Here is an 18,474-nt window from a genome sequence, read left to right on the forward strand (position 1 = left end):
CGATGTCTCTTCTTTCTTGAGCACGCGATGACGTTTACCACCGAGAGCATGGTTGCCAGCCGGCCGCGCCGGAAGCCTGCGGGGAAACCCCTTGCCGGATCGTCTTGGACGCTGGCAATCGCCGTTGCGATTGCCGCCCTGACGCTGACGCCGCTCGGGTTCGTGTTCTGGGCAACGGTTGCGACCGGCTGGGAAACGGCATCGCAGCTGATCTTCCGTTCCCGTGTCGGCGACCTCCTGTTCAATACCGTTGCGCTGATCGTCTTCACGGTGCCGGTCGCGACGGTTCTTGCAACAGCGCTTGCATGGCTGACGGAGCGCACCGACCTGCCGGGTGCAAAGCTATGGGCCTGGCTTGCCATCGTGCCGCTCGCCATTCCCGCTTTCGTGCAGTCCTATGCCTGGATCGGTATGTGGCCGCGGCTGAACGGGCTTGGAGCGGGCGTCGCGATCTCGGTCGTGACCTACTTTCCCTTCGTCTACCTTCCCGTGTCGGCGGCCCTTCGGCTGATCGATCCGGCACTGGAGGATCAGGCGGCCTCTCTCGGTCTTTCGCCCGCTGCTGTCATGCGGCGTGTTGTGTTGCCGCAACTCAGACTGTCACTGTGTGGCGGGGCGCTGCTGATCAGCCTGCATCTCCTGTCGGAATACGGGCTCTATGCGATGATCCGGTTCGACACATTCACGACGGCAATTCTTGACCAGTTCCAGTCCACCTACAACGGCGTTGCAGCGCATATGCTGGCGCTGGTGCTGGTGGCCTGCTGCTTCGTGCTGATCGGCGTCGATGCCGCTGTGCGGGGCCGCCGTCGCTATGCCCGGCTGGGCTCGGGCGTTGCCCGCCATCCGGTGCGCGCCTCGCTTGGCGTCTGGCGATATCCCTGCCTGCTGCTGCCGGTCGTGACTACTGCGGTTTCGCTTGGCGTGCCGGTGCTGACGCTCGGGCGCTGGCTGATCGCCGGTGGTGCTGATATCTGGCAATTCAGCGAGATCGGGTTGGCCCTTTCCCAGACGCTGACGATCTGCGTGATCGGCGGTGTGGCGACGGCTGCTGCCGCCGTGCCGATCGCCTGGCTTTCGGTGCGCCGCCCGACGCGTTCCAGTCGGTTTCTCGAAGGCTGCTATTATCTCGCAAGCTCGATGCCGGGCGTGGTTGTTGCGCTCGCTCTGGTAACGATCTCGATCCGGGTGATGCTGCCGCTTTACCAGACGGTGGCGACGATCGTCATCGCCTACGTCATCATGTTTCTGCCGCGGGCGCTGGTCAGCCTGCGCGCCAGCATCGCGCAGGTGCCGGCAGAGCTGGAACAGGCGGCCGAAAGTCTCGGACGTTCGCCCGCGCGGGCGCTCTGGTCCACCACAGTGCGGCTGGCGGCGCCCGGCGCTGCATCTGCCATGGCGCTTTCCTCGCTCGGCATCATGAACGAGCTGACCGCGACCCAGATGCTGGCGCCCAACGGCACGCGCACGCTTGCCATGGCATTCTGGGCGCTGACCAGCGAGATCGACTATGCGGGAGCCGCACCGTATGCGCTGCTGATGATCCTGTTTTCGCTGCCGCTCACCCTTCTCCTTCACCACCAGTCAAAAAAGATCGCCGGGCGATGACGCTGCTTACCCTTTCCTCCGTTGCCAAGAGCTACGGTTCCGTCGCAGCCGTTGCCGGTGTCGACCTTGCAGCCCAAAGCGGAAGCCGCACGGCCATCGTCGGCCCTTCCGGCTGCGGCAAGACCACGCTTTTGCGGCTGATTGCCGGGTTCGAGGTTCCTGACGCCGGCTCGATCACGCTTGGCGGCGAGATCATGTCCAATGCGGACGCGCATGTTGCTGCCTACCGACGTAATATCGGCATCGTGGCGCAGGACGGCTGCCTGTTTCCGCATCTTTCGGTGCTCGACAATATCGGTTTCGGCATGGACGCGGATCGCGACGCCAAACAGACAAGGGCTGCGGAACTGATGGAGATGGTCGGGCTTGACGGGGCGATGCTTGCCCGCAAGCCGGATCAGCTTTCCGGCGGCCAGCAGCAGCGCGTGGCGCTGGCAAGGGCGCTTGCCCGCAGGCCGCGGCTGATGCTGCTGGACGAACCCTTCTCGGCGCTCGACATGGGCCTGAGGACCGCCACCCGAAAGGCTGTGGCCGACGTACTGTCTGCTGCCGGCGTCACCACCATTCTCGTTACCCATGACCAGGCGGAAGCGCTTGCCTTCGCCGATGAGCTGGTCGTGATGCGGGCGGGAAAATTCGCCCAGGTCGGCACGCCGCGCGAGGTCTATCTTAAACCCGTCGACCGGGCGACGGCCACCTTCCTCGGAGAAGCGGTCGTGCTGCCGGCCATGGTGAGCGACGGGATAGCAGACAGCCCGATCGGCCGGCTAGAGGTTGCGGACGTCACCTATCGCGGCCGGGCGCAGATCATGATCCGGCCTGAGCAGTTTACCGTCAGCCGGATCGAATACGCGCCGGACAACGGGGTCTCGGCTATGGTCAGCGACGTGGTTTTCTGCGGCCCGTCGCTTGATGCGAGGATAACACTCGCCGGAGACGGTATCGCCGAGGGCGAGATTTCCTTCCGCCTGGATATCCCCGGCCGCGAGCTGATTGCGTCAGGCGACCGGGTGTCGATCGGCATCTCGGGACGAGTGCATCTGCTTGCCGACGCGTAGTTCACATTTTTGCCGGAATATTTCTTCGCGGCCATCACGGCGCTGGAACCTGGAACCTTTTGTCACGTTGTTCCCGCATCAAATATGAAGGAATAATACCATGCTGAAATGGGCTCTCATCTTTCTCGTCATCTCCGTGATTTCAGGCTTCCTCGGCTTCTCCGGCGTCTCCTCTGCCACCGCGGGCATCGCGAAAATCCTGTTCTTTATCGCTATCGTGATCTTCCTGATCTTCTTGGTTCTGGCACTGACGGCAGGCGCCGTGGTCTTCTAAGAAAGACCCCAGGGATCAAAACAGCAAAGCCGCCCTGGAGCTTCCACGGGCGGCTTTTGTTTGCGGTAAATTCGGGAAGTGAAGCGCTATTGAAGCGGCCGGAGCCCCACACGACCCCGGCCGCCTGAGTGCCACTGGCCGAGAGGCCAGCCACAAACTCAGACCCACAAGCTCCCGCATCCGCAAGCCTCGCGCTATTGGTATTGTTACGGATGGAAGAATGGTGACGAGACGTTATGCGGTCGGTTAACGGCTTGAAACGAAAAAGGCTTCCGGTTTCCCGGAAGCCTTTCGTGCCTTGCGGCTAATCAGGATGGTGGGCGTAACAGGGATTGAACCTGTGACCCCTACGATGTCAACGTAGTGCTCTCCCGCTGAGCTATACGCCCATCCGATGGGCGGCTTAAGACCACAGAAACCGATGTGCCGTCAATAGGCTTTTTCCGGTTTTGTGAAGTCTTTTTGACAGCCGCCGGAAAACCGGGCTTACGCGGCCAGAAGCTTGTTCACTTCATCCACAAGATCGCGCAGGTGGAAGGGCTTGGAGAGAACCTTTGCATCCTTCGGGGCCTTCGAATCAGAATTCAGAGCGACGGCGGCAAACCCTGTGATGAACATGACCTTGAGATCGGGGTCGAGTTCGGTCGCGCGGCGGGCAAGCTCGATGCCGTCCATCTCGGGCATGACGATGTCGGTCAGGAGCAGCGAGAAAGGCTCTTCGCGGAGCCGGTCGTAGGCGCTGGCGCCGTTGTCGAAGGAAATGACCTTGTAGCCCGCCTTTTCCAACGCTTTCACCAGGAACCGGCGCATGTCGTTGTCATCTTCGGCGAGAAGGATTTTTGGAAGCATCTCGGGGACCGCTATCTGTCTATGAGTCGTGGCTGTATGGCCGTCTACACTCTCAATTGACGGTAAACATCCGTTTAATAAGAGCCGAAGCAGCCTTGGTGGGATTACATAGTATGGACTTCCCGCCGGGCAACTGGCAACATACCTCATCCGACTTGTTCATGACATGGTAAAAACGGAATGGATTTCAACGCCGGCGATCCTGAGCATTTCGAGGTAAGGGAACCTGCCAGGCAAACCATTCCCTTCGTGTACAACTCTCCCCATAGCGGCCGGTGCTACCCGGAAAGCTTTCTTGCCGACAGCAATCTCGACTCGATGGCGATTCGCCGTTCGGCAGATCATTATGTCGACGATCTCTTCGCTGATGCGCCGGAACTTGGCGCGCCCTTGCTGGCCGCCCATTTCCCCCGGGCCTATCTCGACGTCAATCGCGAGCCGTTCGAACTCGATCCGCGTATGTTCGATGGTCCGTTGCCGCCTTACGCCAATATCGGATCGATGCGCGTTGCCGGTGGCCTCGGCACCATTCCGCGCATCGTCGCCGAGAACATGGATATCTACCGGCGCAAGCTTTCGGTGGCGGAGGGCCTGTCCCGGATCGAGGCAATCTACAAGCCATACCATGCCTGCCTGCGCCGGCTGATCGCGGCCACGCATGCCCGGTTCGGCATCTGCGTGTTGATTGATTGTCATTCGATGCCTGGCAATATCCGGCTTTCGGGTTCGAACGTGAAGCCCGACTTCATCATCGGCGATCGTTACGGCACAAGCGCGTCTGCCGAAATTTCGCGCGCAGCGCTCAGCTTCCTGAGCGAGATGGGTTTTGCCGCCGTGCGCAACAAGCCCTATGCTGGCGGCTTCATCACCGAACACTACGGCCGGCCCGTGCGCGGCCTGCACGCGCTGCAGATCGAGATCAACCGCGGGCTTTACGTGGATGAGGGGACGCTTTCGAAGCGGCCGGAATTTGATGCGATCGCCGCCGCACTCTCGCTCTTCATGCGCCAGATGGCGGACTTCGTCGCTGATTTCTCGGCCGGCGATACCGCGCTCGCCGCGGAATAGTATCCCCGCATCAGGCTGACTTCGATCGCCGAGGTAGCCGACTTCCCTGACAGAACGCATTCGATGCCGCTGGACGCAGAAATCTGCGTGCTCATCGCGATACCCTTCCACCCCTGTATTTTGGACAAAAAAAACCGCGCTTACAGCGCGGCTAAGTCTAGGGAGGAAACACCCAAGGAGGGTATTTACAGTCAAAGACTGTATGAAGACGCTACGTCCGTTATGCACATTTGTCAATCAATTATTTTGTGTGATGAAAATTGCATCATTATTTGGCGATGTGACCGCGTTTTGGTCACTCGAAGAACGGTTCAGGCCTTTCTAAGCGTCAAGACCTGCTTTAGAACGGGGGCAGCTTTTCTGGGACGGAGTTGTTGATGCTGCCTGATCGCGCCTTTTTCGATACGCTCGCCGATGCCGCCCGCGAGCAGACGCTGCCGCGCTTCCGCACCGGTGTCTCCGTCGTCAACAAGCTGGCCGGCGGTTTCGATCCGGTGACCGAGGGCGACAGGGCGGCGGAAACCGCGATCCGGACCCTGATCGAGGCGCGTTTCCCCGAACACGGCATCCTGGGCGAAGAGCATGGCAATGTCGGGCTCGACCGCGAGCATGTCTGGGTCATCGATCCGATCGACGGGACGCGGGCCTTTATCTCAGGCGTGCCGCTGTGGGGCACGCTGATCGGCTTGCAGTGGAATGGTCGCGCCACGATGGGCATGATGGACCAGCCGTTTACCGGCGAACGCTATTTTGCCGATGGCAAGGTTGCGACCTATCGCGGGCCGGGCGGCGAGGCCGTGCTTTCGGTGCGTGACTGCGGACAGCTGTCCGACGCCGTTCTCTTCACCACGTCACCGCATATTTTCGAGGGCGAGGATCTGGCCCTTTACCGCTCGATCGAAGAAAAGGTGCGGTTGTTCCGCTATGGCTGCGATTGCTACGCCTATTGCCTTCTGGCGGGCGGTCATATCGATCTCGTGGTTGAGAACAATCTTCAGCCCTATGATGTCGGTGCGCTGATCCCGATCATCGAGCAGGCCGGCGGCATCATCACCGATTGGGATGGTGGCCGGCCGGAGAACGGCGGCAATATCATCGCCGCCGGTTCGCGTAGCGTGCACGCCGAAGCGCTTGCGCTGCTGGCGCGCCGATAAGACGGGTCAGGCCGCGGTTTCGCTGAGGTCTATGCCGCCATCGAGCCCAGGCATGAAGGCCTCGAGCGCCGCCATCACCTGGGCCCGGTAGATATTCTTTTCCTGCAGCAGCTCATGGCGGCCGCCGGTGATGGTGATGAGCTGTGCCGCGCGGAAATTTCGCGATAGTTCCTCCTGCGCAGAATAGGGCACGACGCCATCGAGGACAGGCGCGATGATCAGCGTCGGAATGGTGATCCGTGTCAGATGCGCCTGCGACGAGACGCGCCGGCCTGCGCGAAGGGTCTCGTGAACCCAGCCGGCCGTCGGTGCGCCGACCGTCAGTTCCGGATAGGCGGCGTAGAGGCCGAGATTTCGCTCGAAGCGGGTGCGATCGCCGGTCAGGCCGTTTCGTTCGAAGGGTATGAAGCGCTTGTCTCCGCCAAGCTGGATCTTGCCGAACCCGGTCCAGCGCATGACCGTCGAAAGCGGCCAGACGATGCGTTCCGGCAGGGCCTGGCCCTGAAAGCCGATATAGGGCGACAGCAGCGCCATGCGGCTGATCCGGTTGGCGAGTTTCGGCGCCGACGACAGGGCGATCAGCGCGCCGGTGGAATGGGCGATCAGAAAAAACGGCAGGCGCGCATCCGGAAGCACGATCTGCTCGAGAAAGATGTCGAGGTCTTTCTGGTAGTCGGAGAAATGTCTGACATGGCCTTTTTTCGGATGCCGCGTCTCGCGGTCGGAACCGCCCTGGCCGCGCAGATCGTAGGTCGCGACCCACAGGCCCATCGCGTTGAGCTCGCGGATAGTCTCGAAATATTTCTCGATGAACTCATTGCGCCCCTGCAGCAGCACGATCGTGCCGCGGGCTGGTGAGACCGGTGAGCGGAAAAGCGCGTAACGCAGCTTCGTGCCGCGGTGACCGGTGAAATGGCCAGCGGTGTAATCGGCCGGCGCCGGGTTTTCCGGCGTCGATCGCAACAGGGTCTGTGAGGCGTGGGGCGTGTCAGTCATGCCGACAGGCTCAAGCGATCCGGGCCGCCACGTCAAGTGAAATCATCTGAAATGGTGGATGCGGATAGAGGCGAGGCCGGAGCGGAGAACTCTGACCTGTCGGCCTATAACCAGGAAGCCGAGCCCGTCACGGGATGAATTCCCCCAATGAAAAAACCTCTTGAATGACGGAAAATCAATTCCCATCTTTCCTCTGCAGGCGCCGAAAGGGCCTGCAGAACGGGGTCTTCATCGCCAGAACGGGGTGAGACGCCAAACCTAAACCGCAACGTCGCTTCAATGGAGGACTTTATGCGTCACGTCGATTTTTCCCCCCTGTACCGCTCCACCGTCGGTTTCGACCGTCTCTTCAATCTGCTTGACAATCGCAACCTTGGCGATCAGGCGCAGAGCTATCCGCCCTACAATATCGAGCGGACCGGCGACAACACCTATCGCATCACGATGGCTGTCGCGGGATTTGACGAGAAGGAACTCTCGATCGAATTCCAGGCCCATTCGCTGACCGTGAAGGGCGAGAAGAGCGATGACGAAGCCGGTGCCGAGACCGAATATCTCTACCGCGGCATCGCCAAGCGCGCCTTCGAGCGCCGCTTCCAGCTCGCCGATCACGTGGAAGTCGAAACCGCTTCGCTGAAGAATGGTCTCTTGCACATCGATCTGGTGCGCAACATTCCGGAAGCGCTCAAGCCACGCCGTATCTCGATTGCGGCCGATGCGTCCGACAGCGTCAAGACGATCGAAGCACAGATCGCTCCGCAGCAGGTCAACTGACCCGCCACGGAGAGTAATGACAGCCCAATGACCTCCAGTCACGGGTAGCATACAGACGCCTCTTCCCACGCCGGGAGGGGGCGTTTTTGGTTGGCATTGACCGGGTTTGCCGGGCGGCCTACCGTATCGACATTATCTCAGCCTGATCTTCAACGTGAGGGAGTGCCGATGCGTGTTACTGTCAAGAAATCGCGCGACAGCGCTTCTGTTCGCATTCCGGCAGCTGTCATGGAAGCGGCAAACCTCAAGCCGGATTCCGTCGTCGAAGTATCCGAAGAAAACGGCCGTATCGTTATCCAGGCTGTTACCGAACTGGACACAACGCTAGACCACCTTGTTGCCGGTATGAACGCCGACAATCTGCATGACGAGGCCGACTTTGGTGCGCCGGTCGGCAGAGAAGCGTTGTGAACGCTCAGTCCAACGTTCCCGATGCCGGCGACATCCTCTGGCTTGATTTCTCGCCGCAGTCCGGACACGAGCAAGCGGGGCGGCGGCCTGCAGTCGTCCTTAGTCCCGCAAGCTACAATCGTTTCGGACTGATGCTCTGCTGCCCGATGACGACGAAGGTGAAAGGGTATCCATTCGAGGTCGTTCTGAAGGACGACAAAGGATGCGTCCTTGCAGATCAGGTAAAAAGCCTCGACTGGCGCTCACGCCGCGCCGAACGCAAGAGCCGTGTTTCAGCCTCTGAGCTTCAGGAAATCAGGGCCAAAGCTTCGGCCCTGATTGGCAGACCTTAAGGTCTGTACGCCGGTTTCAGGCTGCGGCGACCTTGGCGAGGGCTTCTTCCTTGGCCCTGGCGCGATCGGCGTATTTCTGGGCGATCGCGGCGCAGGCCATCAGCTGGATCTGATGGAACAGCATGATCGGCAGGACGATGGCGCCGATCGAGGCCGACTGGCCGGAGAAGATGGCGTTGGCCATTGGTACGCCGCTTGCCAGCGATTTTTTCGAGCCGCAGAAGGTGATGGTGATCTCGTCTTCCTTCTTGAAGCCGAGCAGTCTGCTGCCGAACATGGTGATGCAGATGACGACGGTCAGAAGCAGCATGTCGATGACGACGACTGCCGCGATGTCGCTCACCGAAAATCGGCTCCAGATTCCTTCGATGACCGCTTCCGAGAAGGCGAGGTAGACGACCATCAGGATCGAGCCGCGGTCGACGGGCGAGAGGATCTTCTTCTTGGAGCGGATCCAGTTGCCGATCCACGGCTGCAGGATCTGGCCGGCGATGAACGGTGCCAGAAGCTGAAGACCAATCTTCTGGATGGCATCGGTCGAAACGCCGGCGTCGCCGGTCGTCGACAGAAGCAGGCCGACCAGAAGCGGGGTCAGGAACATGCCGAGAATGTTGGAGCCGGATGCCGCGACGATCGCCGCCGGCACGTTGCCGCCCGCCATCGAGGTAAAGGCGATCGACGACTGCACGGTGGACGGCAGCACACAGAGGAAGAGGATGCCCATGTAAAGCGGTGCCGGCAGGATGTCTTCTGGAACGAACCCGATCATGAGCCCAAGGATCGGGAAGATCGCGAACGTCGTCAAAAGGATCGTCAGATGCAGGCGCCAGTGCAGGACGCCTGCGACCACCACATCCCGCGACAGGCGAGCGCCATGCAGAAAGAAGAGGAGGCCGATGGCGATGTCTGTCGCCACCCCGAACCATTCCGCCCATACGCCCTGGATCGGCAGGAAGGAGGCGAGGATGACGGTGCAGACGAGCATGACGGTGAAGCGATCCGGCAGGTAGCGGCGCATGGAAAATCCTTCGACGATTTCATTGTTTGTCGAGGCTGTCTTCGCTTATCATGAATTTGAATGCAAACACTAACAGCTATCGTGAAGTCGGATAACCATGCTCAACCTGCATCACCTGAACAGTTTTCTCGTGCTGGAGCAGACGGGAAGTTTTACCGATACGGCAGCGCGGCTGGGGCTCGGGCAGTCGACCGTTACCCAGCATATCCAGCGGTTGGAAAAGTCGCTCGGGCGTCAGCTCGTTTCGCGGGATACGCACCACGTGCGGCTGACGACGGAAGGGGAGGCGCTGCTGGGCTATGCGCGCGGAATGCTGGATCTCAACAGCAAGGTGTCCTCGCTGTTCGGCGAAAGCCGGCTGCGTGGCAGATTGCGGCTCGGCGTTTCCGAGGATGTGGTTGCGAGCCGGCTGACGGGCATTCTCGAAGATTTTATTCGTTTGCATCCACTCGTCGATCTGGAGCTGACCGTGGCGCTGTCGGCCGTGCTCAATCAGATGCAGGACGCGGGCGATCTCGATCTGGTTCTCGCCAAACGGCATGTGGGGGAAACCCATGGGCGTCTGCTCTACCGCGAGCCGCTTGTGTGGCTGGCGCGGGATCCGGAGCGCATGATCGACCGGACCGATGCTCTGCCGCTGATCGCCTTCCCGTCGCCCTCGATCACGCGGCGGGTGGCGCAAGAGGCGCTGGATGGAGCCGGTATGTCCTGGCGGATCGTCTGCACCTGCGGCAGTCTCAGCGGTTTGACGGCTGCGGCGCGGGCGGGAATGGGCGTGCTCGTGCAGCCGCGCAGCATGGCGCCCGAAGGCCTCAAGGAGATCACCGGGGACCGTTTGCCAACGCTGCAGGATGTCGAGTTCGTGCTGATTTCCAGGCGCGGCGCAGATGCAGCGCTGGTCGAGGCCCTGTCCAGCCTGATTACGGCGCAGATTGCGCCGCAAAAGCAGGGCTGACGATTAGGTGGAAGCGCAGATCGACAGGAACTGGTCGACGTCTTCTTCCGTGGTCGCAAACGATGTGACCATGCGGATGAGCACTTCGTCTGCCTTGACCTTTTCCGGAATGTCGCGGGGCGCCGGCCAGTTGTAGAAGCGTGCGCCCTGTTCTTCGGCGGCCTTGGCGGAGGCTTTCGGTAGGACCGCGAACACTTCGTTCGATGTCGTCGGCCAGGCAAGCCGGGCGCTGTTGAGCGCGCCGAAGCCGGTGCGCAGGCGATCGGCCATGGTGTTGGCATGGCCGGCGAGACCCATCCACAGGTCGTCCTTCAGATAGGCGTCGAACTGGGCTGCGATAAAGCGCGATTTCGAAAACAGCTGTGCGCTGCGCTTGCGCAGGAATGCAAAATCCTTGGCGAGATCAGGATTGAAAAACACGATCGCCTCGGCGCACCAGCAGCCGTTCTTGGTGCCGCCGAAGGACAGCACGTCGACGCCGCGCTTCCAGGTCATCTCGGCGGGCGAGCAATCAAGCGCGACCAGAGCATTGGCGAAGCGGGCGCCGTCCATGTGCAGCGGCAGACCGTTGTCCTTGGCGATCTTTGCGATCGCGTCGATTTCATCGAGCGTATAGATCGTGCCAACTTCTGTTGCCTGCGTCATGGTGATGGCGGCGGCGCGGCCGTGGTGAATGGCGTCTTGCGGGTAGCGTGAGATGCGCTCCACAAGGTTTTCCGGCAGCATTTTGCCGGCCGGACCCTCGACCGCGACCATGCGCATGCCCGAGAAGAAGTCGGGTGCTCCGCATTCGTCCTCGATCACATGCGCTTCGGAATGACAAAAGGTGAGGCCGCCGGGGCGGGCGACGCTGGCAAGCGCTAGCGAATTGGCTGCCGTGCCGGTCGCGACAAAGAAGACGGCGACGTCGCGTTCAAACATCTCGTTGAAGCGAGCCTCGATCGAGCGGTCGAGCTCGCTGTTGCCGTAGGCCGCGGCAAAGCGGGTGGATTCCTTCGACAAGCGTTCATTGATTGCGGGATGGGCGCCAGCCCAGTTGTCCGAGGCGAAGAACATGACGTTACCTTGCAAGCGATGTGGGATAAGATGCGGGGCTTTGAGCGAGGCGGACCATAAGCCTTTTGGACCGTTGATCAATCCGGAAACATGCCGAATGAGCGGTGTCTGCTCGTGCCGCGTAATCAAAGCCGAGTTTTGTCATTTGCGGCGCAAGATTATTTCAAGCTGGCATCGCAACCAGTAATCAACTGTCGTTTAGCCTTAACTTTTTCGTGGGCCGGGGATTGAAGACAGGCGGCACTTATGTCATAAAATTCGAGAATTAGGACAGAATTGTTGTCCTAATTTTTGAAATGAAGGCGGTTTTTCGTTTCCGAGCGGTGACCGTCGACGTGTTCAAGGGTATGCTTCGTGCTCTCAAGGGCTTCCTGCTTCCGCAGTCTGCCACCTGAAAGGACGAGGCATTTCTTCGGGTGAAATGAAGAATACGCCGTTTGCAAGCTCGATCGTGAGTGGCCAACAGGAGGAATAGCAATGACGAAGAATGTTCCTGAAGTGCACTGTCTGCCCGCCACCGCAACCGCGGCGGAAGCTGGCTCGGGCGTCGAACAGCGTCTGCCATTCATTGCCTCCGGTATTCCGGCAGCGCAGGGGCTTTACAACCCGCGCAACGAGCACGATGCCTGCGGCGTCGGCTTCATCGCCCATATGAAGGGCCAGAAGTCGCACCAGATCATCAAGGATGGCCTGTTCATTCTCGAAAACCTCACCCATCGCGGCGCCGTCGGTGCAGATCCGCTGATGGGCGATGGTGCGGGCATCCTCCTGCAGATCCCCGACAAGTTCTTCCGCGAAGAAATGGCAAAGCAGGGCATCACCCTGCCAAAGGCTGGCGAATACGCCGTCGGTCACTTCTTCCTGCCGCGCGACCCGGATCAGATCGAGCACTTCAAGAAGGTCATCGTCGATGTGACGGCCGAAGAGGGCCAGCAGTTCATCGGCTTCCGCGAAGTGCCCGTCGACAACTCCTCGCTGTCCAAGGCGCCGGATATTGCCGGTACCGAACCCTATCACCTGCAGGTGTTTATCGGCGCCGGCCGCGATGCCGCGACCAATCAGGATTTCGAGCGCAAGCTCTTCCTCATTCGCAAGGTCATCTCCAACCGTATCTACGATCAGTTCGGTGGTCAGGAAACCGGCTTCTATCCGGTGTCGCTGTCATCGACGACGATCGTCTACAAGGGCATGTTCCTCGCCTATCAGGTCGGTGCCTATTACAAGGATCTGGCCGACCCGCGGTTTGAAAGTGCTGTGGCCCTCGTGCACCAGCGGTTCTCCACCAACACGTTCCCGTCCTGGAAGCTCGCGCATCCATACCGCATGGTTGCCCATAACGGCGAAATCAACACGCTGCGGTCCAACGTCAACTGGATGGCCGCGCGTCAGGCATCGGTGTCCTCGCCGCTGTTCGGCGACGACATTTCCAAGCTCTGGCCGATCTCCTACGAGGGTCAGTCCGATACCGCCTGCTTCGACAACGCGCTCGAATTCCTGCTGCGCGGCGGCTATTCGCTGGCGCATGCGATGATGATGCTGATCCCCGAAGCCTGGGCCGGCAACCAGTCAATGTCGAAGGAGCGCAAGGCGTTCTACGAATACCATGCGGCTCTGATGGAGCCATGGGATGGTCCGGCTGCCGTCTGCTTTACCGATGGCCGCCAGATCGGCGCGACGCTCGACCGCAACGGTCTGCGCCCGGCGCGTTACCTCGTCACCGACGACGATCGCATTATTCTCGCGTCCGAAGCCGGCACGCTGCCGGTGCCGGAAGAAAGCATCATCAAGAAGTGGCGGCTGCAGCCGGGCAAGATGCTGCTGATCGACATGGAAAAGGGTCAGATCATCTCCGACGAGGAGTTGAAGACCACGCTTGCAACCCGCCATCCTTACGAAAAGTGGCTGGATCGCACGCAGCTGATCCTCGAGGACCTGAAGCCGGTCGAACCGCGGGCGCTGCGCCGCGACGTCTCGCTGCTCGATCGCCAGCAGGCGTTCGGCTACACATCCGAGGACACCAAGATCCTGATGTCGCCGATGGCGACGACCGGTCAGGAAGCCGTGGGCTCGATGGGCACCGACACGCCGATCTCGGCGATGTCGCAAAAGTCGAAGCTGCTCTACACCTACTTCAAGCAGAATTTCGCGCAGGTGACGAACCCGCCGATCGATCCGATCCGCGAAGAGCTCGTCATGAGCCTCGTCTCGTTCATCGGGCCGCGGCCGAACATTCTCGACCATGAAGGTGCTGCAAACGCCAAGCGCCTGGAAGTGCGCCAGCCGATCCTCACCAATGGCGATCTCGAAAAAATCCGCTCGATCGGTCACACGGAAGACCGGTTCGACACCAAGACGCTCGATTTCACCTACGATATCGAGCGCGGCGCCGAAGGCATGCCGGAAATGCTCGATCGCCTCTGCGAGCGTGCGGAAGCGGCGGTCAAGGGCGGCTATAACATCATCGTCCTCTCCGACCGCCAGATCGGACCGGACCGGATTGCCATCCCGGCGCTTCTCGCGACAGCTGCCGTGCACCACCATCTGATCCGCAAGGGTCTTCGCACCTCGGTCGGTCTCGTCGTCGAATCGGGCGAGCCGCGCGAGATCCACCATTTCTGCCTTCTCGCCGGTTACGGTGCCGAAGCCATCAACCCTTATCTCGCCTTCGACACGCTGACTGACATGCATATGCGCGGCGAGTTTCCGAAGGAAGTGGACAGTTCCGAGATCGTCTCGCGCTACATCAAGGCGGTCGGCAAGGGCATCCTCAAGGTCATGTCCAAGATGGGCATCTCGACCTACCAGTCCTATTGCGGCGGCCAGATCTTCGATGCCGTCGGTCTGAACACGGAGCTGGTCAACCAGTATTTCTTCGGCACTGCGACATCGATCGAAGGCATCGGCCTCGATCATATCGCCGAGGAAACCGTCACCCGCCACCGTGCAGCCTTCGGCAAGGATCCGGTTCTTGCCTCGTCGCTCGATATCGGCGGCGAATATGCCTACCGCATGCGTGGCGAAAGCCATGCCTGGACGCCGGATGTGGTCGCCACCCTGCAGCATGCCGTGCGCGGCAACAGCCAGGATCGCTACCGCGAATTCGCCGAAATGGTGAACGAGAGCGCGGTGCGGATGAACACCATTCGCGGCCTGTTCAAGATCAAGTCGGCGGAACGGTCCGGCCGCAAGCCGGTGTCGCTCGACGAGGTGGAGCCCGCAGTCGATATCGTCAAGCGGTTCTCGACCGGCGCCATGTCGTTCGGCTCGATTTCCCGTGAGGCGCATACGACGCTTGCGATTGCCATGAACCGCATCGGCGGCAAGTCGAACACCGGTGAAGGCGGCGAGGAAAGCGATCGTTATCTGCCGCTCGCCGACGGTTCGATGAACCCGGAGCGTTCGGCGATCAAGCAGATCGCATCCGGCCGCTTCGGTGTGACGACCGAGTATCTGGTCAATGCGGATATGCTGCAGATCAAGGTGGCGCAGGGTGCAAAGCCCGGCGAGGGCGGTCAGTTGCCCGGCCACAAGGTGGATGCGACCGTTGCCAAGACCCGTCACTCGACGCCGGGGGTCGGCCTCATCTCGCCGCCGCCGCATCACGATATCTATTCGATCGAAGATCTGGCGCAGCTGATCTATGACCTGAAGAACGTCAACCCGACCTCCGACATCTCCGTCAAGCTGGTCTCGGAAGTGGGCGTTGGCACGGTTGCGGCTGGCGTTGCGAAGGCACGCGCCGACCATATCACGGTCGCAGGCTTCGACGGCGGCACGGGTGCTTCGCCACTGACGTCGCTGAAGCATGCGGGTTCGCCTTGGGAAATCGGCCTTGCCGAGACCCAGCAGACGCTGGTGCTGAACGGTTTGCGGTCGCGTATCGCGCTGCAGGTCGATGGTGGCCTGAAGACCGGCCGCGACGTCATCATCGGTGCCCTGCTTGGAGCCGACGAGTTCGGCTTTGCGACGGCTCCTGTCATTGCTGCCGGCTGCATCATGATGCGCAAGTGCCATCTCAACACCTGCCCCGTCGGTGTCGCGACGCAGGACCCGGTTCTGCGCAAGCGCTTCAAGGGCACGCCGGAACACGTGATCAACTACTTCTTCTTCGTGGCTGAGGAAGTGCGCGAGATCCTCGCATCGCTTGGCTTTACCAAGTTCGACGAGATCATCGGCCTTTCCGAGCTGCTCGAGAAGGACGACATGCTGGCGCATTGGAAGTCGCAGGGCCTCGACTTCACCAAGCTGTTCCACAAGGTTGAGGCTCCGAAGTCTGCTACCTACTGGACCGAGCGGCAGAAGCATCCGATCGACGACATTCTCGATCGCAAGCTGATCGAGAAGTCGCAGGCGGCCCTTGATAGCAAGGAGCCTGTTGTCTTCGAAGTGCCGATCAAGAACGTCGACCGGTCCGTTGGTGCCATGCTCTCCGGTGCGCTCGTCAAGCGCTGGGGCCAGAAGGGCCTGAAGGACGACACGATCCATGTGACGCTGCGCGGCACGGCCGGACAGTCGTTCGCGGCGTTCCTCGCGCGCGGCATCACGTTCGACCTGATCGGTGACGGCAACGACTATGTCGGCAAGGGTCTGTCGGGTGGACGCATCATCGTGCGGCCGCCGGAAAACTCCAACATCGTCGCCGAGAACTCGATCATCGTCGGAAACACCGTGCTTTACGGCGCAACGACCGGCGAGTGCTACTTCCGCGGCGTCGCCGGCGAGCGTTTCTCGGTGCGCAACTCGGGCGCCATCGCGGTGGTCGAGGGCGTGGGCGACCATGGCTGCGAATACATGACCGGCGGTATCGTCGTCGTGCTCGGCGAAACCGGCCGCAACTTCGCAGCCGGCATGTCGGGCGGTGTTGCTTACGTGCTCGACGAGACGGGCGATTTCGCCAAGCGCTGCAACATGGCGATGGTGGAACTGGAGCCGGTTCCGGAAGAGGACGACATGCTGGAAAAGCTGCACCACCACGGCGGCGACATCATGCACAAGGGACGCGTGGACGTTTCCGAAGACATGACGCGTCACGACGAGGAACGGCTCTACCAGCTGATCTCCAACCACATGCACTATACCGGCTCGACACGCGCCAAGGACATTCTCGACCGCTGGAGCGAGTTCCGTCCGAAATTCCGCAAGGTCATGCCGGTCGAATACCGCCGCGCACTGGTGGAAATGGAACGGATGCGGATGGGCGTGGCCGCGGAGTGAACCGCAAGGGACGCATCGTTCATGCCGGAGTGGCCGTGGCAATCGCCGTGGCCGTTCCAACGGTCGCCGCACTGGTCAATGGTGCGCTAGTTTTGGAATTTGTGGTGCTGGGGGCGGTGATCGGTTTCGCCTACTGGTACTGGGGGCCGCAATGGCCGCCTCTGTGAACTGAGGGAAAGACTATGGGCAAAGTTACGGGATTCATGGAAATCGACCGGCAGGTTGGCAAGTACCAGCCGGCGTCCGATCGTATCCGCCATTTCCGCGAATTCACCATTCCGATGTCGGATGCGGAAGTGACGAAACAGGCGGCGCGCTGCATGGACTGTGGCATTCCCTATTGCCACGGCCCGACCGGCTGCCCTGTTCATAACCAGATCCCCGACTGGAACGACCTCGTCTACAACAACAAGTGGGAGGAGGCGATCCGCAACCTTCATTCCACCAACAACTTCCCGGAATTCACGGGTCGCGTTTGTCCCGCGCCGTGCGAGGAAGCCTGCACGCTCAATCTCGAAGATGCGCCGGTCGCCATCAAGACCGTCGAGCAGGCGATTGCCGACAAGGCCTATGAGCTCGGCTATATCGTGCCGCAGCCGGCGACGGTGAAGAGTGGCCGCAAGGTTGCCGTGATCGGTTCGGGTCCGGCCGGCATGGCGGCGGCCCAGCAGCTTTCGCGCGCCGGTCACGACGTGCATCTGTTCGAGCGGGAATCGAAGGCCGGCGGTCTGCTGCGTTACGGCATTCCTGACTTCAAGATGGAGAAGAATTTCATCGACCGCCGCGTCGAGCAGATGACCGGCGAAGGCGTGACCTTCCACTACGGCGTCAATATCGGTGTCGACAAGAAGGTGGAAGAACTGACCGCGGAATTCGATGCCGTGCTTTATTGCGGCGGTTCCGAAACCCCGCGTCCGGCCGGCATTCCCGGCACGGAACTGCACGGCGTCTATGATGCGATGCCGTATCTCGTGCAGCAGAACCGCCGCATCGGCCGCGAAAATATCGATAGCGTCGCCTGGGCCGCCGAGCCGATCCTTGCCGGTGGCAAGCATATCGTCGTTGTCGGCGGTGGCGATACCGCGTCTGACTGCGTCGGCACCGCGTTCCGTCAGGGTGCGGTCAAGGTGACCCAACTCGACATCCGCCCGCAGCCGCCGGAAAAGGAAGACAAGCTTGCCGTCTGGCCATTCTGGGCCACCAAGATGCGCACCTCGTCCAGCCAGGCCGAAGGCGCGATCCGCGAGTTTCAGGTAGCAACGCTCGAATTCGTCGGAGAAGACGGCCAGCTGACCGGCGTTCGCTGCTGCGAAGTGGATGATCGCCGCCAGCCGATCGCGGGCACCGACTTCATCATCAAGGCCGATCTCGCCTTCATCGCCATCGGCTTCTCGGGCCCCGCGACCGACAGCGTGCTGTCCGAACTCGACGGCAAGCTGGCGCTCAATGTCGATCGTCGCGGCTCGACCAACGTCATCGCCAACGAGCGCGACTACAAGACCTCGGTCGACAAGCTGTGGACCGCCGGCGACGTTCGCCGCGGCCAGTCGTTGGTGGTGTGGGCGATCCGCGAAGGCCGTCAGGCAGCAAGAGCCATCGACGAAGCGCTGATGGGATCGAGCGTCCTGCCGCGCTAACTGATATGTCAAAATGAACGGCCTCTCTCCGTTTCGCGGGGAGGGGCGTTTTTGTTTCGGCAGAATCAGG

Annotated in this window: 16 protein-coding genes and 1 tRNA gene; 12 read left to right on the forward strand and 5 right to left on the reverse strand. The window is 61.0% G+C overall.

Annotated elements, in window-relative coordinates; genetic code table 11:
• The first annotated feature begins 27 nt into the window (after nucleotides 1-27).
• The 3 genes from IFT59_RS02730 (at nucleotide 28) to IFT59_RS02740 (ending at nucleotide 2,940) form a co-directional block, all read left to right on the forward strand.
• On the forward strand, nucleotides 28-1,608 hold the full coding sequence (locus tag IFT59_RS02730) for an ABC transporter permease (RefSeq protein WP_113165480.1): 1,581 nt from the start codon (nucleotides 28-30) through the stop codon (nucleotides 1,606-1,608).
• Complete coding sequence (locus IFT59_RS02735; protein ID WP_192086032.1) at nucleotides 1,605-2,666, forward strand: ABC transporter ATP-binding protein; 1,062 nt, start codon at nucleotides 1,605-1,607, stop codon at nucleotides 2,664-2,666. Before IFT59_RS02730 ends, IFT59_RS02735 begins: the two co-directional genes overlap by 4 nt.
• 100 nt (nucleotides 2,667-2,766) lie before the next feature.
• The gene (locus IFT59_RS02740) at nucleotides 2,767-2,940 is read left to right on the forward strand and encodes a DUF1328 domain-containing protein (RefSeq protein WP_082471987.1); all 174 of its coding nucleotides are present in this window, start codon (nucleotides 2,767-2,769) and stop codon (nucleotides 2,938-2,940) included.
• Between the two features lie 314 nt (nucleotides 2,941-3,254).
• On the opposite strand, the gene IFT59_RS02745 is transcribed toward IFT59_RS02740, so the two are convergent.
• Nucleotides 3,255-3,329: transfer RNA gene (locus IFT59_RS02745), tRNA-Val, on the reverse strand.
• Between the two features lie 97 nt (nucleotides 3,330-3,426).
• Nucleotides 3,427-3,789, reverse strand: a complete 363-nt coding sequence (gene cpdR1, locus IFT59_RS02750; protein WP_062460988.1) for a response regulator CpdR1 — start codon at nucleotides 3,787-3,789, stop codon at nucleotides 3,427-3,429.
• A 180-nt stretch (nucleotides 3,790-3,969) separates the two neighbouring features.
• Here cpdR1 and IFT59_RS02755 point away from each other — a divergent pair, with 180 nt between their 5' ends.
• Nucleotides 3,970-4,857, forward strand: coding sequence for an N-formylglutamate amidohydrolase (locus IFT59_RS02755; RefSeq protein WP_192086033.1), 888 nt, complete (start codon nucleotides 3,970-3,972; stop codon nucleotides 4,855-4,857).
• 377 nt (nucleotides 4,858-5,234) lie between these two features.
• Nucleotides 5,235-6,011 (forward strand): histidinol-phosphatase, encoded by a 777-nt coding sequence (gene hisN, locus IFT59_RS02760; protein WP_174196123.1) that lies wholly within the window; start codon nucleotides 5,235-5,237, stop codon nucleotides 6,009-6,011.
• 6 nt (nucleotides 6,012-6,017) lie between these two features.
• On the opposite strand, the gene IFT59_RS02765 is transcribed toward hisN, so the two are convergent.
• On the reverse strand, nucleotides 6,018-7,007 hold the full coding sequence (locus IFT59_RS02765; RefSeq protein WP_062582322.1) for an alpha/beta fold hydrolase: 990 nt from the start codon (nucleotides 7,005-7,007) through the stop codon (nucleotides 6,018-6,020).
• Between the two features lie 291 nt (nucleotides 7,008-7,298).
• Here IFT59_RS02765 and IFT59_RS02770 point away from each other — a divergent pair, with 291 nt between their 5' ends.
• The 3 genes from IFT59_RS02770 (at nucleotide 7,299) to mazF (ending at nucleotide 8,524) form a co-directional block, all read left to right on the forward strand.
• Entirely contained in the window at nucleotides 7,299-7,781 is a 483-nt protein-coding gene (locus tag IFT59_RS02770) for an Hsp20 family protein (RefSeq protein WP_062460976.1), read from the forward strand.
• A 168-nt stretch (nucleotides 7,782-7,949) separates the two neighbouring features.
• Nucleotides 7,950-8,192, forward strand: a complete 243-nt coding sequence (locus IFT59_RS02775) for an AbrB/MazE/SpoVT family DNA-binding domain-containing protein (protein ID WP_192086034.1) — start codon at nucleotides 7,950-7,952, stop codon at nucleotides 8,190-8,192.
• A complete protein-coding gene (mazF, locus tag IFT59_RS02780) occupies nucleotides 8,189-8,524 on the forward strand; it encodes an endoribonuclease MazF (protein ID WP_192086035.1) in 336 nt (111 codons plus the stop codon). Before IFT59_RS02775 ends, mazF begins: the two co-directional genes overlap by 4 nt.
• A 16-nt stretch (nucleotides 8,525-8,540) precedes the next feature.
• On the opposite strand, the gene IFT59_RS02785 is transcribed toward mazF, so the two are convergent.
• Nucleotides 8,541-9,542, reverse strand: coding sequence for a bile acid:sodium symporter family protein (locus IFT59_RS02785; protein ID WP_062582327.1), 1,002 nt, complete (start codon nucleotides 9,540-9,542; stop codon nucleotides 8,541-8,543).
• 97 nt (nucleotides 9,543-9,639) lie between these two features.
• Between IFT59_RS02785 and IFT59_RS02790 the strand changes: the two genes are divergently transcribed.
• A complete protein-coding gene (locus tag IFT59_RS02790; protein WP_062460971.1) occupies nucleotides 9,640-10,497 on the forward strand; it encodes a LysR family transcriptional regulator in 858 nt (285 codons plus the stop codon).
• A gap of 3 nt (nucleotides 10,498-10,500) precedes the next feature.
• On the opposite strand, the gene IFT59_RS02795 is transcribed toward IFT59_RS02790, so the two are convergent.
• Nucleotides 10,501-11,553, reverse strand: coding sequence for a threonine aldolase family protein (locus IFT59_RS02795; RefSeq protein WP_113109752.1), 1,053 nt, complete (start codon nucleotides 11,551-11,553; stop codon nucleotides 10,501-10,503).
• A 477-nt stretch (nucleotides 11,554-12,030) separates the two neighbouring features.
• On the opposite strand from IFT59_RS02795, the gene gltB reads away from it, so the two are divergent.
• The 3 genes from gltB to IFT59_RS02805 are packed head-to-tail and all read left to right on the forward strand — an operon-like array spanning nucleotide 12,031 to nucleotide 18,404.
• Entirely contained in the window at nucleotides 12,031-16,767 is a 4,737-nt protein-coding gene (gene gltB / locus IFT59_RS02800) for a glutamate synthase large subunit (RefSeq protein ID WP_192086036.1), read from the forward strand.
• A 35-nt stretch (nucleotides 16,768-16,802) separates the two neighbouring features.
• The gene (locus IFT59_RS23245; RefSeq protein ID WP_274598243.1) at nucleotides 16,803-16,934 is read left to right on the forward strand and encodes a hypothetical protein; all 132 of its coding nucleotides are present in this window, start codon (nucleotides 16,803-16,805) and stop codon (nucleotides 16,932-16,934) included.
• A 15-nt stretch (nucleotides 16,935-16,949) separates the two neighbouring features.
• Nucleotides 16,950-18,404, forward strand: coding sequence for a glutamate synthase subunit beta (locus tag IFT59_RS02805; RefSeq protein WP_062582335.1), 1,455 nt, complete (start codon nucleotides 16,950-16,952; stop codon nucleotides 18,402-18,404).
• The last annotated feature ends 70 nt before the right edge of the window (nucleotides 18,405-18,474 follow it).

This window comes from Rhizobium sp. CFBP 8752, assembly GCF_014842035.1.
Classification (GTDB): domain Bacteria; phylum Pseudomonadota; class Alphaproteobacteria; order Rhizobiales; family Rhizobiaceae; genus Neorhizobium; species Neorhizobium soli.